Origin of the sequence: Peribacillus sp. CSMR9, assembly GCF_033141925.1 — a bacterium.
Classification (GTDB): Bacteria; Bacillota; Bacilli; order Bacillales; family DSM-1321; genus Peribacillus; species Peribacillus simplex_A.
Genome location: NZ_JAOPHO010000003.1, coordinates 114,807 through 131,669 on the forward strand (window position 1 = coordinate 114,807; position 16,863 = coordinate 131,669).

General features: G+C 41.0%; 15 protein-coding genes and 1 pseudogene. 2 read left to right on the forward strand and 14 right to left on the reverse strand.

Annotated elements, in window-relative coordinates; genetic code table 11:
• The 3 genes from qoxC to qoxA are packed head-to-tail and all read right to left on the reverse strand — an operon-like array spanning position 1 to position 3,535.
• Complete coding sequence (gene qoxC, locus N9I19_RS03690; RefSeq protein ID WP_061463593.1) at positions 1 to 597, reverse strand: cytochrome aa3 quinol oxidase subunit III; 597 nt, start codon at positions 595 to 597, stop codon at positions 1 to 3.
• Positions 588 to 2,543 (reverse strand): cytochrome aa3 quinol oxidase subunit I, encoded by a 1,956-nt coding sequence (qoxB, locus tag N9I19_RS03695; protein ID WP_317777007.1) that lies wholly within the window; start codon positions 2,541 to 2,543, stop codon positions 588 to 590. Before qoxB ends, qoxC begins: the two co-directional genes overlap by 10 nt.
• 50 nt (positions 2,544 to 2,593) lie before the next feature.
• Entirely contained in the window at positions 2,594 to 3,535 is a 942-nt protein-coding gene (qoxA, locus tag N9I19_RS03700) for a cytochrome aa3 quinol oxidase subunit II (RefSeq protein WP_284470446.1), read from the reverse strand.
• 277 nt (positions 3,536 to 3,812) lie between these two features.
• Between qoxA and N9I19_RS25155 the strand changes: the two are divergent.
• Positions 3,813 to 4,780, forward strand: a pseudogene (locus N9I19_RS25155) (amino acid permease); the annotation flags it as partial.
• 245 nt (positions 4,781 to 5,025) lie between these two features.
• Here the strand turns inward: N9I19_RS25155 and N9I19_RS03705 are convergent.
• The 11 genes from N9I19_RS03705 to N9I19_RS03755 form a co-directional block, all read right to left on the reverse strand.
• Positions 5,026 to 5,307 (reverse strand): YokU family protein, encoded by a 282-nt coding sequence (locus tag N9I19_RS03705; protein WP_061463599.1) that lies wholly within the window; start codon positions 5,305 to 5,307, stop codon positions 5,026 to 5,028.
• 1 nt (position 5,308) lies between these two features.
• Complete coding sequence (kamA, locus tag N9I19_RS03710; protein ID WP_289337432.1) at positions 5,309 to 6,712, reverse strand: lysine 2,3-aminomutase; 1,404 nt, start codon at positions 6,710 to 6,712, stop codon at positions 5,309 to 5,311.
• A 120-nt stretch (positions 6,713 to 6,832) separates the two neighbouring features.
• Positions 6,833 to 8,218: a sigma-54 interaction domain-containing protein gene (locus N9I19_RS03715; protein ID WP_061463601.1), complete on the reverse strand. Its 1,386-nt coding sequence runs from the start codon at positions 8,216 to 8,218 to the stop codon at positions 6,833 to 6,835.
• An 82-nt stretch (positions 8,219 to 8,300) separates the two neighbouring features.
• Positions 8,301 to 9,149, reverse strand: a complete 849-nt coding sequence (ablB, locus tag N9I19_RS03720; RefSeq protein ID WP_317777008.1) for a putative beta-lysine N-acetyltransferase — start codon at positions 9,147 to 9,149, stop codon at positions 8,301 to 8,303.
• Between the two features lie 80 nt (positions 9,150 to 9,229).
• On the reverse strand, positions 9,230 to 10,501 hold the full coding sequence (locus N9I19_RS03725; protein ID WP_061463603.1) for a peptidase: 1,272 nt from the start codon (positions 10,499 to 10,501) through the stop codon (positions 9,230 to 9,232).
• Between the two features lie 9 nt (positions 10,502 to 10,510).
• Complete coding sequence (locus tag N9I19_RS03730) at positions 10,511 to 11,176, reverse strand: 3-oxoacid CoA-transferase subunit B (protein ID WP_089364044.1); 666 nt, start codon at positions 11,174 to 11,176, stop codon at positions 10,511 to 10,513.
• Complete coding sequence (locus tag N9I19_RS03735) at positions 11,143 to 11,832, reverse strand: CoA transferase subunit A (RefSeq protein ID WP_061466113.1); 690 nt, start codon at positions 11,830 to 11,832, stop codon at positions 11,143 to 11,145. Before N9I19_RS03735 ends, N9I19_RS03730 begins: the two co-directional genes overlap by 34 nt.
• A gap of 23 nt (positions 11,833 to 11,855) precedes the next feature.
• On the reverse strand, positions 11,856 to 13,220 hold the full coding sequence (locus tag N9I19_RS03740) for an aspartate aminotransferase family protein (RefSeq protein WP_317777009.1): 1,365 nt from the start codon (positions 13,218 to 13,220) through the stop codon (positions 11,856 to 11,858).
• 177 nt (positions 13,221 to 13,397) lie between these two features.
• Positions 13,398 to 13,727 (reverse strand): hypothetical protein, encoded by a 330-nt coding sequence (locus N9I19_RS03745; RefSeq protein ID WP_061463606.1) that lies wholly within the window; start codon positions 13,725 to 13,727, stop codon positions 13,398 to 13,400.
• Between the two features lie 220 nt (positions 13,728 to 13,947).
• Positions 13,948 to 14,922, reverse strand: coding sequence for a S66 family peptidase (locus N9I19_RS03750; RefSeq protein ID WP_317777010.1), 975 nt, complete (start codon positions 14,920 to 14,922; stop codon positions 13,948 to 13,950).
• Between the two features lie 355 nt (positions 14,923 to 15,277).
• On the reverse strand, positions 15,278 to 15,430 hold the full coding sequence (locus N9I19_RS03755) for a YjcZ family sporulation protein (RefSeq protein WP_081108834.1): 153 nt from the start codon (positions 15,428 to 15,430) through the stop codon (positions 15,278 to 15,280).
• 305 nt (positions 15,431 to 15,735) lie between these two features.
• Here N9I19_RS03755 and N9I19_RS03760 point away from each other — a divergent pair, with 305 nt between their 5' ends.
• Positions 15,736 to 16,824 (forward strand): SGNH/GDSL hydrolase family protein, encoded by a 1,089-nt coding sequence (locus N9I19_RS03760; RefSeq protein WP_317777011.1) that lies wholly within the window; start codon positions 15,736 to 15,738, stop codon positions 16,822 to 16,824.
• The last annotated feature ends 39 nt before the right edge of the window (positions 16,825 to 16,863 follow it).

Here is a 16,863-nt window from a genome sequence, read left to right on the forward strand (position 1 = left end):
TTATGTCATTCCTTTCATGTAGATAAAGGTGAAGATGAAGATCCAAACGATATCCAGGAAATGCCAGTAAAGAGAAAAAATGAAGGATTTATTGGCTGTTTCAGGTGTCAATCCGCGGTTTTTCACTTGCAGGATAATGAATGACCCCCAGAAAAGTCCTAATGTAACATGTGCTCCATGTGTCCCTAATGTTGTAAAGAGCATCGATGTAAATGCACTAGTTTGCAGTGTAGCTCCTTCGCGATAATAGGTAATGAACTCAGTAATTTCAAATCCTATGAATCCTACTCCAAGAAGAAGAGTGATTACGAAGAATGTCAACATGGCTTTCTTGTTGCCAAGTCGCATTGCATGAATTCCAAGCCCGATGACAAAACTGCTTGTTAAGAGCAAAAATGTTTCAGCAAGTACTGGAGTGATTTCAAAAATTTCTGCTCCAATAGGACCGTTACCCGTACGATCAACTAATGTAAAATATGATGCAAAGAGTGTTCCAAAAAGCATAATTTCGGCTCCAAGGAAAATCCAGAAGCCTAAAATATTTAGACGATTTTGTTCCGTACTATATTCAAGAGGTTGCGAGTGATCTATTTCCATTTACTAACACCCCCAAATTTTGCTTCTGTCTCTTTAATTTCTTCTACAGAAATGTAATGCCCATGATCTATTTCGAATGAACGATAAGCCATGCAAACAAAGATACCGATTAACCCAATAATCGCAAGAAACCATATGCTGAATACTAACGCAAATCCAAAGACAAAGAAGATGCAGGACATGATAAACGGTCCGCCGGTGTTATTGGGCATATGAATTTTTTCATAGTCACCCTTGAATAATTCATGACCTTTATATTTAGCATCCCAAAACGTTTCCCTTGAGTTCACTTGTGGAATAATAGCAAAGTTATATTCTGGAACGGGGTTATGAGTAGCCCATTCAAGGGAACGTGCATCCCACGGATCATCACTTACATCTCTTGGAGCATGGCGAATGCTATAATAAATCGTATATACGATTAATACAAAACTGATTGCCATTAATGCTGTCCCGATAAACGAAATCATATTCAATGGTCCAAATCCAGTCGATTCAGAAAATGTGTACATACGACGTGCTTGACCATCTAAACCAGTGATATACATAGGGAAGAATGCTAAGCAAAAACCAATGGTTAGAAACCAGAACGCCCATTTCCCAATTCTTTCATTTAACATGAAACCAAACATTTTCGGCCAGTAGTAAGTACCGGCACCAAGCACAGCAAATACTACACCCGGAATAATGACATTGTGGAAGTGAGCTACTAAAAACATTGTATTATGGTATTGATAATCCGCCGCTGACATCGCAAGCATAACCCCGGTAACTCCACCTATTGTGAAAAGAGGTATGAAACCTATTGAATAAAGCATAGGTACAGTAAATCTGATTCTACCTTTCCACATCGTGAACAACCAGTTAAAGATCTTGATTCCAGTCGGAATAGCAATTACCATCGTTGTAATCGAGAAAATACTATTAACATATGCTGCTTGTCCCATTGTAAAGAAATGGTGCGTCCAAACGAAGAATGAATATATAGAGATAAATACCATTGAAGCAACCATTGATCGATAGCCATATAGGTTACGTCGTGAAAAGGTTGGGATAATCTCACTAAAAAGACCAAATGCAGGCAAGATTAAGATATATACTTCAGGATGTCCCCAAACCCAGAACAGGTTAGCCCAAAGCATATCCATACCGCCATCAGTCATTGTGAAAAACTTGGTTGCGAATAGTCGATCCATTGTTCCCATGATCAGCGCCACTGTTAATACAGGGAATGCGAAAATGATAATAATGCTTGTGACTAAAGAAGACCATGTAAACATTGGCATTTTCATTAATGTCATACCGGGTGCTCTCATTTTAAGAATGGTCGTCAAAAAGTTTATCCCCGTCATTAATGTCCCTATTCCGGCTATCTGAATACCAATCATATAATAATTCGTTCCAACATGCGGGCTAAATTCATTACCTGCAAGCGGGAAATAAGATGACCACCCTGCATCAGGAGAACCACCAATTACAAAAGAGATGTTGAATAGCATCGCACCCATAAAAAATAACCAGAAACTTATGGCATTTAGACGTGGGAATGCTACATCTCGGGCTCCAATTTGTAATGGCACTACGAAATTCATTAAGGCCATAATGTACGGCATCGCCATAAAGAGAATCATCACAACCCCGTGTGTTGAAAAAATTTCATTATAGTGCTGTGAATCTAATAATTTGTTATCCGGTACGGCAAGTTGCGCACGCATCATCACAGCATCTACTCCACCACGAAATAGCATCAACAAAGCAGATATAAGATACATAATACCTATTCTTTTATGATCGACCGTTGTAAGCCAGCCACTCCATAAATGAAACCATTTTTTAAAGTGGGTTAAACCAACAATGATCAAGAGAACAGTAACACCAATGGCCACCATTGATGAGTAAATGACGGGACTAGGATTTGGTATAAGAAATCTAGAGTAAAAACCCATACTTTTGTGTTTCCTTTCTGAAACGATTTTTCTTGAGATGGACTAAGAAATTATTCATGATTGTGTGCTGATTTTTCTTTACTATTACTTGACTTATGATCATGCTCCATATGTTCACCTTTTGAATTCGAGTTAGAGTCACTTGAACCATGATGATGTCCAGCATTTTCACCTTCTGGAGCTGGTGAGAAGCCTAAATGTGTTCCAGTAAACGTTAACTGTCCCTCATGACCCGGTTTTAATAATTCATTGAATCTTACTTCAGTAATAGGATTCGCAGTTTCTTTAACTTCCTTTACCCATTCATCAAACTTATCTTGAGATATCGCTTCGACGTGGAACGTATTTTCTGCGAATCCTTTCCCACTAAAGTTTGCATTTCGTCCCATCATTTCCCCTGATTCGTCCGCTGCTAAGTGTAATGTGGTCACCATGTTAGACATGGCATATTTTTGACCGCCAAGTTGTGGAATCCAGAAACTCGTGATAGGCCCGAATGAATAAAGTTTAAATTCAAGTGGTCGATTTGTTGGAATATACAAGTAGTTTATTGTCTCGATATCGTTTTCTGGATAACTAAAATGCCACTTCCAGTCAGATGACGAAGCGTAAATAACTAATGGATCTTGACCTTTGTACCCTTCCGGAGTGGCTTCCACTTTATTGTTGGAAATTACAGAAACAACGGAGAAGAAAATGACGATTAAAATTGGCACCCCCACAATAATCGATTCAACAACATGATTCCCTTCAATGTAGGGTGGTTCATAATCTTTAGGTAGTTTAGAGTCACGGTATTTCGCTAACACAAAGACTAAAATAGCACAAACAACAATAACAATAACCGTCATGATCGCAATTGATAGCCAAATCACATTGGCTTGCGTTTGGGCTTGAGGTCCTTTAGGATCTAAGACCGCTAATGATTCACAGCCAGAAAGCAGATTGACTATGGAAGAAAGAATAGCAAATAAAACCCATTTTGTTTTCATATATGTATCCTTTCATTTAAGATTTAAGATTTCATTTTTAAGTTATCCACAAAAAATGAAGTTATCCCAAAAAATGTGTATTAAGAATGGTAATTTCTCACAATTACATTTTTAGGCGGGATGAATATGTATGAATTCAATTAGAGAATGTTCAGAGAAACAGGTAATCTAAATACCTACTTGCTTCGAAAAGGAATTTGAATATGTGAGGAGTTACTGCATGGATTTTTTTTCCTAGTGGTCATAATAAGGGTAGTGAAGAAGAAAATTTAAAAAGGTGCAATTGTCCTTAATAGGGGTTGGCTGCACTATTTGTACTGGATTTTTTTCGCAGCTATTGGAACCTATTTTGTATACAGCTTATTAGCTAAAATGACGGCTGAAGATCCTCAAGTTGGATCTTTCTGCTACTATGCAAACAAAGCTTATGGGCGTTGGGTCAAATTTAGCGCGGCTGGAACTATTGGAGTTCAAACATCCTCATTATGGGTGGCCAATTAACGGCTCTTTCGACCTTATCAAGATTTTGGCTTCCAAATGTTCCTCTTTGGCTCTTTGCAGCTGGATACGCCATTCTCACGATTATTGTCGTTTTAATCGGCAATGAGGGTTTTATTTACTGACCGTTATCAAAACGGCGGCTATTGTTATTTTTATTATTCTTGCAGCGGCTGCCGTGTCGGATGGATTCACGGGGATGTAAAACATGCTGGGTTGCCTAATTTTAGTCAATGAACTATTTCCCGAAAGGTTGGAAAGGTTTTTGGTCATTCTTAATCTATGACTTTTACGATTATGGAGGAATAGAAGTAATTGGACTTATGGCCATGAGACTTAAAAGGAAGGAAGATGCTCCCAAAGCGGTTATCATTATGTTAATAGTACTAGTGGTGATTTATATCATTTCACTCCGACTTGCAGTTTATATGGCTGCACATGGGGCGTTTAATAAAAGGAAAGTCCCTTTGTAACGGCACTAGATAAATAACGCAACTATTATCTTAGCTGGTTTTTCAACGATGACCGTTTCATTTATTTAGGGTAACAACACTCCTTGTGACCCTCGCAGATGGCGGTGATGCTCCAGCTTTGTTCTTTAAAAAGCTAAAAAAGTTTAAGGAACTCCCTCTTCCTTCATTATGTATAGCAATAATCGGATTAATTGCATCTATTATCACTGCGTTGCTGTTACCTGGTAAGATTTACGAGAACTTTACGACAGCCGCAGGGATCTTAATTTTATTAATTAGCCTTTCATTCGTATTTTGAAAATAAAAATTAGTTGTTTTATTGAAGAAATTTCAAAAGACCTCTCCAAAAGAGGCTTCTAAATAATCCATCTCAATTCACTTCAGAATTCCGCGTCACCACGGAAAGCCACCGCTACTAATGCCTTCACCGTTCGGGATGTGCACCCTATAGACCGCACCGCCGGGCGCACAGAAAAACCTCACCAAAAAAAGTAGATGAGGCAACTTCTAATTATTTTGTTATTTCCCAAAATCAAAATAATTCCGCTTTAACACCCGCTTCATCTTCAATAACCCGTCATACGTCGTCTGTTTCCCTAACTGTTTCGTATCAATTAAAAACAGCTGGTCTTCAATCTCTTTAGTCGTTTCATCACTCTGAAATAGCGCATGGCAATTATCACAATGGAACGATGGCGTTTCATCAATTTCAACAGCCCTCGAACCATCCGGCAGTTCCCAATACACCGTCCCCTTTACCGATGCAAGCTTCCCTTTCTCACACCATGGACACGTCTCCATGCTATTCATCTCCCTTTGGAGTGCTCTTTTTTTGCTGTGCCTGGAATTTCTTTTCTTTTAACAGATCTCTCTTTTCGCGCTGGTTTTTCAATGATGCATGCTCTGGGTTGGTCCCATAATTTTCCCGTCGATTCATTCGCTTCAGTCCTTCAGGGACCAAATTAAATTGCTTGTCGTTCATCAAACCAGCAATTCCAATATCTGACCGTTTTTCTTCCATTTCAGGATATATCCCTTTGAAATAATCATCTGCAAGCCCTGGTGTGTAATGCTCAGGTTCCGGATATGTTGTAATCACTCCTTCAAAATTACGAAGCACTGTTTTTGTCGGTGATTGTGAAAGGATATAATTCGGTTGTAATGTGATTTTCCCGCCACCCCCTGGTGCATCGACAACAAAGGTTGGAACGGCATACCCGGATGTATGGCCACGTAGCCCCTCGATGATTTCAATCCCTTTTGATATGGGAGCCCTGAAATGACCGATGCCTTCCGACAGATCGCACTGATAAATATAGTAAGGTCGAACCCGAATCTTGACAAGGTCATGCATCAGCTTTTTCATGATAGCGACACTGTCATTTATCCCCGCTAAAATAACGGCCTGATTACCCACAGGTACCCCTGCATCGGCAAGCATCTCACATGCTTTCTTTGACTCTTCGGTAATTTCTATCGAGGTATTGAAATGAGTATTCAGCCAAACCGGATGATACTTTTTTAAAATGGTACATAAATTTTCAGTGATTCTTTGAGGAAAAACAACCGGTGCCCGTGTACCTATCCTGATTATTTCAACATGAGGAATTTCCCTTAAATTTTTGAGGATATATTCAAGGATCGTATCATTGATCAATAATCCGTCACCGCCGGAAATAAGGACATCCCGAACTGCCGGTGTGTCACGTATATAACCGATTGCAGCGTCCAGTTGTTTTTTGGGCACGCCCATTCCAATTTGGCCTGAAAAGCGTCTTCTCGTACAATAACGGCAGTACATGGAGCACTGATTCGTCACCAAAAAAAGGACGCGATCCGGATATCTATGGGTCAGTCCCGGAACAGGGGAGTCCTCATCCTCATGAAGGGGGTCTTCCATGTCATATTTGGTTTTATGCATTTCTTCCGAGATGGGAACCGATTGCATTCTGATTGGACACCTTGGGTCATCTTTATTCATTAACGAAGCATAATATGGGGTGATATTCAATGGGATGGTTTTTATGGAAATCCTCACACCTTCCTCTTCATCCGGAGTCAAGTTTATCACTTTTTTCAAATCATCAACAGTTCGGATCGTATTCGTAAGCTGCCACAGCCAGTTGTTCCATTGTTCATCGGTTACATCTTTCCAGAGCTCTATATCTTTCCAATTGCGATCTGGCTTATATAGGTCAAATAACATGGTTATACCTCCTGAGTTATGATAGTAGTATTAAATGCAAGAAGTGTGCCAAAATGACCCCAAAATTCGAAGGCACCTAAAAAAAAACCGGACAGCTGGCTGCATCCGGTTGTTTCAGATTCAAATATGTTTTTTTATTTTATATTGTAAGGTCTGCCTTGGAATCTGCAATAGCCTCGATGCCTGAAAAACATTTCCGTTCGTTTGAAGAAGGGCCTCGGTAATCAATTTTGTTTCCATTTCAATCATGGCCTCACGAAGGGGAATTATTTTTTCTGATGAGGAAGGGGAACGCTTTTTTAAAAACTGGGGCAGATCTTCCATGTTCAAAACATCTTTCTCGGTATGGTTCATCATGAATTCTATCGTATGTTTTAGCTCCCTTACGTTTCCAGGCCAATGATATTCCTGAAAAAAAACCTTTGCCTTCTCATCGATGCCCTTTATGGACAGTCCTAATTTACTGTTAAAAATGGAAATGAAATGTTCTGTAAGAAGGGGTATGTCATCAGTCCGTTCCTTTAGCGGAGGCAGCTCGTAGCTCAATACGTTTAATCTGTAAAATAAATCTGGCCTCAGCCTGTTTTCCGATACCGCCTTTATAGGATTTATATTCATCGCTGCCATGATCCTGACATCCACCTGAACACTCTTTGTACCGCCTATCCTCCTTATGAATCCATCTTCAAGCACACGCAGAAGCTTTGCTTGCAAGTCAATCGGCATCGATTGCAATTCATCCAAAAACAAGGTCCCGCCGTTGGCTAATTCAAACAATCCCTGGCGTTCCATGGCACCAGTGTAACTTCCTTTAGCGGTACCGAATAGGAGAGATTCCAATAAATGTTCTGGCAAGGCAGCACAATTTTGCGCAATGAATGGTTCTTTACTGCGGCTCGAATCCTGGTGGATGCTTTGAACAAAAAGCTCTTTTCCTACACCACTTTCCCCATAAACCAATACCGATGAAGAGGAGCGGGCAGCCTTTTTCCCTTGTGATATCAAACCTTTAAACCCCGTATCATTTGTCAGGATTTCAGTAAAAGAATACAATCGGCCGTTCCCAGGCGTTTTTTTTTCAGGACTTTTGATTGTTTTGAGCGAGCTTTCCAGGTCAGCTAATCTTTCAGATAATTGCTTCAAGCTTGAATAATCCTTGGCAATTTCTATTGCACCTATCATAAACCCATCCACATATATGGGGAGCGTCGTATTTAGCGTCTCAATGATTCGCCCATGTGCATTTACATACGATTGACTATGGTTATAGATTGGTTTTTCAGATTTAATGACCCGGAGTAATGTCGATGATTTGTGATTCAAAGAAGGAAAGGCTTCAAGCAACGGTTTTCCAAGCACCTCACTTCTTTTCATCCCATCATGATTGGCCGCCACTCCGTTATAAAAGATGGTCTGTCCTTTTGGATCTATCACATGAATGCCTTCATCAATGGTTTCTAATATCGCTTCCAACACTTCACTTGTATTAAAAAATTCACTTGGCAAGATATCCCTCCTCTAGACCTTATTCCTAGATGTATATGAGGAAATGCCAAAAACTTGTCATGAACCGCCTAAAAATCAGCATTCAAGTAAAATTTTTCACCCAAAGGTTCATGTCTTCCAGTTTATCGAAGATATAACAATTATTGGCCAAACGTCCGCGGTACGAGTATCCATGCTGATGTAATGCAGCATTCATACCGAATGAGAGCGACCGGGCAATTGAATAGATACAAAAAATCCCATGCGAAATAAGATAGTCTTCTAGTGCGGAAATCAAGTGTTTCATCAAACCATACTGCCGATGTTCCGGCAATGTTGCACAATCAGTGATTTCCGCATTATGATAAAAAGAATCAATTTCTGCGGAAGCAGCACTGACGATCCTCCCTTCATGAACAAAAACATAAAAAACCGTTCCCTTTTCCATGCACTTTTTCACATATGACGGATCATTCATCGGAGTGGGATACACTTCGAAGACTTTCCCATACAATTGTGCCAGCTGAGGTGCATCGGTAACTTCCGCCATACGGCCTTGATAAGCTGAAGGTGGATCATCTAGTCCGGTTTTTATCGGCAGACTCTGAATATCCGAGAGGATTTGATCTTCCTTTTCCCATTCTTCACTGTTTCGCCTTTCATTCCTCTTATATTTAACAAGGAAGAAACAATCGCTTCCCAAAAAGAATTTATCAATGCTTCCTTCATATAAAAAGCCCTGGGCAAGTAATTCCAGAACGTTTTCCTTGCGTGACTTGAAGATGATTTTCTCCGCTGACATACCTTTAGCCACCTTCAGAGACTCCTCTACGCATTCTTGAAAATGACCTAGATAATCATCAACCCTGACCCGCTTATTAAATTGGTCGATCGTGATATGTATTGTGCACCTTTGCTTTTGAATTCTTTTTTCAATCATTCCCGTCTCCATTTGTCTCGCTCCTTTAACATCAATCGATCATTGTAAAAGAAGGCCTGACCCCTTCTAGAATCAGACCCCGGGGAAAATAATTATTGCGGTTCCACGCCACACCATTCAATTATGGTCAATGCGATGATTTCTGCAACCTCCATCATTTTATCCACTTCTATATATTCGTTGGAATCATGGGCCATTTTCGTTTCCCCTGGTCCAAATACAACTACGGGAGTCGAACCAACCCCTGAAAGATACCCTCCATCCGTCGCCCAAGGGGACGCTTCGACAAGCGGGGCTTCCCCCACCACTTTTTCATAGTATGTGCCAATGGTTTTCATAAGCGGATGATCCATTTCGAGATTGCCAGGGAGCCATCTGGCCCCAAACCATTCTAATTCAATAGGTTTTTCTTTGAACCATTCATCACCCTGGTTTAAAGCATCTATTCGCTGTATTAGTGATTTCTGTGCCTCTTCCATGGTCTCTTTAGGTGCGACACCGAATCTTCCTTCAAGTACGGCTATATCCGGCACGGAAGAAGGCCAATTCCCACTTTGAATGCTACCTATGTTGATCGGAATGGGGATGGGTACATTTTTATAGAGTGAATGACGGAGTGACTCATTCCGTTCTTGTTCAAGCCTCTTGATTTCTTTCATTACACTAACCGATTTATCAATTGCACTGACTCCTTCATACCTCGTGCCTCCATGTGCAGACTTGCCCTTTATTTTCAGTCGAAACCACATCGAACCTTGCTGTAAAGGAAATAGTTTCATATTGGTAGGCTCCGGAATGATTGCCCCATCAGCTTCGTACCCTCGGATGACTGCCGCAAGTGTACCGGCACCACCGCTTTCCTCCTCAATCACACTCTGAAAAATCAAATCCCCCTTTAATTGGATTCCAGATTCGACAATCGCTTCAATGGCTAGCAATAAAGAAACATTGCCGCCTTTCATATCTGTCGTTCCCCGCCCGAACACTTTTCCGTCCATTAACTTGCCGCTATACGGATCATCATGCCATGCTGCATGATCTCCTTCAGGAACTACATCAATATGGCCGTTTAAAATGAGGGATTTCCCCTTGCCGGTTCCTCTTTTAATAGCCACAAGGTTCGGATTCCCTTTAAAATCCCTGCGGTCACAATAAAAATGGGGATGTTTCCTTAATTGTTCATCCCCGATTTCCCATAGATCTATTTCAAGACCCAGTTGTCTGCACTTCTCGACCACTATGGCTTGTGCACTTCCTTCTTGCCCCCTTTTACTCGGTTCCTGAACCAGTTTTTGCAAAAGCTGAATCCCATTCGTCCTTGAATCATTCAACCATTTTCTTATTTTTTCCTCATACATATCCATTCTCCTCTCTCATTCTTTTAAAATATGGATGTTTTCTGAGACGGTAAACAAGGCTTCGGTCCGATTCCTGATTTCCTGAATACTGAACGGTTCAAATACATCAGTTAATAAAAGGCCTTCCGAATTTACAGAAAACACTCCTAGCTCAGTGATGATCATATGTACGCATTTCTTGGCGGTTAACGGCAACGTACATTTTTTGACTAATTTAGACATGCCCGCTTTATCGGTATGTTCCATTAAGACGATGACCTTTTTTGCCTTTGCAGCCAATTCCATGGCACCGCCCATGCCTGGCACCCGCTTTCCCGGGACAATCCAATTAGCGAGATCCCCCACTTCACTTACTTGAAGGGCTCCAAGAATCGTGATATCCACCCTGCCGCGCCGTATCATCCCAAATGCAACCGTACTGTCGCAGTAGGAAGCCCCCGCTCTAATGGTGATCGGCAGCCCCCCAGCATTGCAAAGATGGGCATCTTCTTTACCCTTTTCAGGAGAACTGCCAATACCTACAAGGCCATTTTCAGCATGAAACATAACCTTATGGTCATTCAAAAGATGATTCGGTACAAGGGATGGAATGCCAATTCCCAAATTGACCAGCATCCCATCGCTTATTTCTGATGCTGCCCGTTTCGCTATTCGATTTCTATCTTCGGTTCCCAAACCCATTTCCAATCGACTCCTTTTGATGGAATGATATAATCCACAAAGGCACCCGGTACAATGATGTCCTCTGGATCCAAAGAGCCAAGCGGAACGATTTGCATGGCTTCGACTATAGTGATTTGTCCGGCCGTAGCTACAAGTGGATTCGTATTCCTGGCGCTTTTATCAAAGATGAGATTTCCATAAGGATCTGCCATTTCTGCATAAACAATGGCAATATCGGCAGTTAATGCAGATTCCACCAGATAATTTTTCTCACCTAGCTTTACGGTTTGCTTGCCGTCCCGGACGAAATCAGCCTCAATTCCAATATCAGTCAATACCCCACCTAGCCCCATCCCCCCGGCCCTGATGCGTTCGACAAGCGTCCCTTGCGGAGAGAACTCCACTTCGAGCTCTCCATTGTTCATCAATAGTCCTGCATTTGGATTGGAACCGATATGGGAAACGATGATTTTTTTCGCACGGCGTTGGGTGACAAGTTTTCCAATTCCTATATCAGGGAAACCTGTATCGTTCCCAATCAAGGTTAAACCCTTTATACCTGACTCCAAAATCAAATTGATCAATCCTGGAGGTGTCCCTATGCCACCGAACCCCCCATACAGGATGGACTGATTATCTTTAAAGAGATGGCGGACATCCTCCAAACGACAAATCTTCTGGAATGTATTTTCCGGCACTATGACTCACTTCCTTGTTGTGCTGGCCGTTTTCCTTTGGATTCATTGAATTGCTGAAAAGTTATATCGATCCTCATTAACAATTCTGCACACTCCTCTTCCGATATCGTTAACGGGGGGGAGATGATGATGGCTGCCCCGGTCACACCGTCAAGGCCTGCCGCCGCGGGATACAGCAGTATTCCATTCCTCATTCCCAATTCAATGATTTCATTGGTCACATCGGCCTCCTTCGGAAATGGGGACTTCGTGGCTTTATCCTGAACAAATTCGATGCCAATCAATAAACCCCTGCCACGTATATCACCGATATAGGAATACTTCCCAGCTAACTTCTTCAGGCCCCTAATTAGGTCCTTTCCCCTATCGGCTGATTTTTCGACAAGTTCATTCCTCTCGACATATTCTAAAACGGCCAAAGAAACCGCACACGATAATGGATTTGCACTAAGCGTATGGCCTCCGATAATTGACTTCGAGCCTTTGATTATTGGCTCCATCACGTTTTTGGTCATTACTGCGGCCGCTATCGGGGTATACCCGCCACTCATACCTTTACCAAATGTTACGATATCAGGTTCCACATCCCAATATTCGGAAGCAAGCATCCTACCGGTACGTCCAAATCCAGTCATGACTTCATCGGCAATGAATAAAATATCATTCTCTTCGCAGATTTTCTTGAGTTTTTGAAAATAACCATCAGGAGGGATAATGGCACCTCCGGCTGCTCCAATAACAGGTTCTGCGATGAAAGCCGCTATATTTTCACTGCCAATACGCCGGATTGACGCTTCCAATTCAGAGGCACAGGCCATACCACACGTATGGGGATCAAGTTGGAGTGGACACCGGTAACAATATGGAGGAGATACAGAAGGATATGATTCAAGTAAAGGAGTAAATCGTTCCCGGCGAATCGGATGGCCAGACATTGAAAGAGCCCCCATCGTGATACCATGGTAGCTCATCCACCTCGATATGACTCTCTGTTTCTTGGGCTTCCCTTTTTCCTGCCAATGCTGGATGGCAATTTTCAATGCAGTTTCAGTCGCTTCGGAGCCGCTGTTTACAAAAAAACTATATGTCAGATCCCCTTTAGTCAATTCAGCAATTTTTCCGGCAAGATTCTCTGCAGCTTCACTGGTAAATTGGGAACGATATACAAATGAAACCTGTTGAGCCTGTTTTACCATCGCCTCCATGATTTCCTGGACGCCATGGCCAATATTGGCAGTAACAGCACCGGAAGAAGCATCAAGGTAATCCTTTCCTTCTTTGTCGTATAAAAACACTCCCTGACCATGACTGATAGTCGGGTAGGTTCCTCCCAGGACCGGCTTGATCAATGAAGACTGCTCCATAAACCCACACACTCCTTCTCTTTATAAACAAATGCATTATTGTAAAGTGTATGTCCAGATGAAGGCAATCTTGCTAAGGAAATTGACCTATGCATGTAAACGGATAAATTCTTGGTTTCATGTTCAGGGAAAAAATAGGAACAAAAAAAGTGTATCCACAAGAGATACACTTTTTTCTTACAATACGCTATTTAGTTTATCTTCACGAATTGACTCCAAAAAACTTTCATCCTTTAAAACAGCCAGCACATTTTTATAAAAAGCAGTTTTATCGATAACTGAAGTATGTACATATTCATACTCTTTTAAAGACGGATGACGCAAAACATTTTTCATGCAGGAATGACAAACTTTTTTGGTTCCTAACTTATAGTAGTTCAAGTTACTTGCATCCCCATTAGAAGTGTCTTCGTTACAGACGAAACATGTATGGCTCACACGGCCTTTTTTATTATACTCGGCCAAAGCCCCTTCTAAACGAATGGATGCGGGAATTGTTAATAACACATAATCACCTTTTCTATTTTAAATCTCTTAGTATTATATCAGAAAAATATAGAATTTGAACAATTAGACTCATATTCCCTAATAATGCTTGTAAAATAGGACTATTTCCAGTGTTGGTAAGCGGAAAGACTCCTAAAATACTCCAAAATGAAAAATACATTTATACATACCTGAACAGATAAAACACCGTCCACTTTTTGAACGGCGTCATCAAATTGTATCATGAATGGATCTGGATCGTTGCTTTTCCGTTCTCCACCTTCATTACTGCATTTGCACCAACCGGCACCGTCACAAATGGATGTACATGACCAAAATTGGCATTAGCAATCACGGGTATCCCATTTATCTCCTTTTTGGAAGCAATGATTTCCTGCAAAGCATATTCAGTCATTCCCGAATCCTTTTGGAAACGGCCTATGACGATTCCTTTAATCCCACTTGCATCTGGCTGATGCAGCAAGGATTGTAAATCCCGGTCAAAGCTGAATGGATGGCTTTCTTCGTCATCTTCTATGAAAAGGATACTGTCCTTTAAAGAAGGCATAAACTCTGTACCTTGCAATAGATTGAGTGTACAAAGGTTTCCCCCAATGATCGTCCCAGCCGCTTCGCCTTCCTGAATGACCATATATCCAGCATTTGGGTGGAAAGTTCGGTCATCCTGTTCTAAATGCCAAGAGTCATCACTCCACGTTTCACTTGGTTCAAGATAAAAGCCTTCACTTTCAATAACAGCCTTTTTAAAATATTCCATCGTATATTCCAGACCAGCCTTCATCCCGAACGTCGAGAAATGAGGACCTGAGTATGTAGTTAAGCCTGTTTTTTTATGAATGGCCAGTAAAATCGCGGTTATATCACTATACCCCATCAACACTTTTGGATTTTCCTTTATCAACTCGTAATCGATATATCGTAACAATTGGTTAGCGTTATACCCCCCGATGGCTGTAAAGATTCCCTTAACATTCGGATCCCTGAAGGCCTCATGCAAATCCTCGACCCGGTCTTCAATCGAATTCGAGAAAAAGTCATCATGGAACAAAGCCGTTTTACCATATGTCACTTTAAAACCAAGCTCAGTCAATCTTTCTTCTGCCAATCTGCGCTGTTCCCCTTTGACAATCGCCAAACTTCTTGAGGGAGCAATAACGCGAATTTCATCCCCTGCTTGTAAATGGGAAGGTTTCATATCTTTATCCCCCTAAATTAATTACATCTGTCGTTATTTTAGCAGAAATGGTGAATAAAGAACAACCAAGACTCTTAAGTACTGAAATTCCCTTTTCCAATCTTCCCTGCAAAAAAACTGGGAGTCATAATTTCCTTTCGAATCCTTTTGGCGCCGTTTTCCTCATCATTGGCATCCTCTCGTCATTCCCGTTGTACCGTATTGGAAAAAGGAATGGTTATGTATTGCCTGTACTGTATATATCCTTATCCTATCAGTAAACAATTATGGATTCTGTAAAGATTCCCAGTCAAACCACCAAATTCCCTGCATAAAGAAAAGACCAGCTTTATCAACTGGTCTTTTAGTTATTCAATTAGCAACAGAATGAAGCACCGATGATAATCAACAGAATGAACAAGACAACGATTAATGCGAAGCCTGATCCAAATCCGCAACCGCCACCGCAGCCGCCACCGAATCCACCACCATAACCAAATCCTCCACCATATCCACCATATCCGTACATTAAGTTCCACTCCTTTTAGAATTCTGATTTCTCTTTACACCTTACCATATGTCATTACGCCCGCCTCGGTCTGTGCATTTGCCTATTTTTTTGAATTTAAGAAAAAACTTCTCGAATCAACACCTTCAGAACCGTTATACATACAATAGGCGAACCACCAAGAGCAACATGAAAAATGTCAAAAAAACGTTTTATATTTATTGTGTTAAAATTGGGATATAATAAGGAAAAAACATTTCTTAGCCTCTTTAAGCTATCTCATTCCTATATAGATACATAAAAGGTTAATACGGGGGAACATAATTTTGAAAAAGAACGCAAAATCCTTCATCCCTTTCGCTGCAATCGCCACGATCCTTCTCATCTGCTATGTCCTTCAAAAAGCTCCTAAAACATATGGATCAGATGATTCAGTAAATGTTTATCAAAAATTCCAATCAGGCCAGCCCATTCAGTATCTCGTTATTGGTGACAGTATCGGAAGAGGGTCAGGAGCTGAAAATCCTAATCTAACATGGTTCAAACAGTTAGAAAATATGATGATCAAAACCAATGATATTCCTTTACACGGAGAGTACGTTGTCCAAAGCGGATCCACTGCTTTTGAAGGTCTATTTAAGCTTTCCCAAAGAAGGCAGCATGATCATAAAGATTTGATATTCTTCATTTTCGGTGAAAATGACCGCAAATATATGAATGTCGATGATTTTACCATGACATATGAAGCTTTAATAAGAAAGGCAAAACGTCTCAACCCTAATGCTGAATTGTTCACAATAACAGAGAGTTCCTTGAAATATGAGGAATTTGCATCAGCCATCGGACTTTTATCCAAACATTATGGTGCAACTAATGTGGATATGCGTCCAATATTCAAAGATTCAGGATATACGGAAAAGCAATTGACCAGAGATCTGATTCATCCAAATGGGCTGGGTTATCAATTTTATGCTAATGCAATTTATGAACGCTTCCTGGATAATATAAAACGTGGGAAGACTGTTGCAGCCCTTCCATCTAAGCTTCATGCCCATTCTGATATTAAATTATCGGAGATTGACCACTATGAAAAAATGAACGGTTTCCGTCCAAGGGGCGGCTATTTTACTAGTAGTGAAAAGGGCAGTGTGATTGAATATAACTTCAATGGAAGTATGCTTGGAGTGAAGCTGCTCAGGAGTCCCGATGGCGGGGAAGTTAAAGTATGGATCGATGGAAATGAAACCACGACTTTGAATACGTGGTGGCCGTTTGCCCGTGAAAGATATTTATTTGTCACAAATGGGCTTCCTCCCGGTTCACATAAGGTCCGTTTTGAGGTGACTGGCAGAACTAAAGCAATGGATCTTACCATCATTCCATATGTCCGGATCGCATCGATCATCACCGATTGAATCCTATCCAATACTAAAGACCCCCCTATCATTATCAGG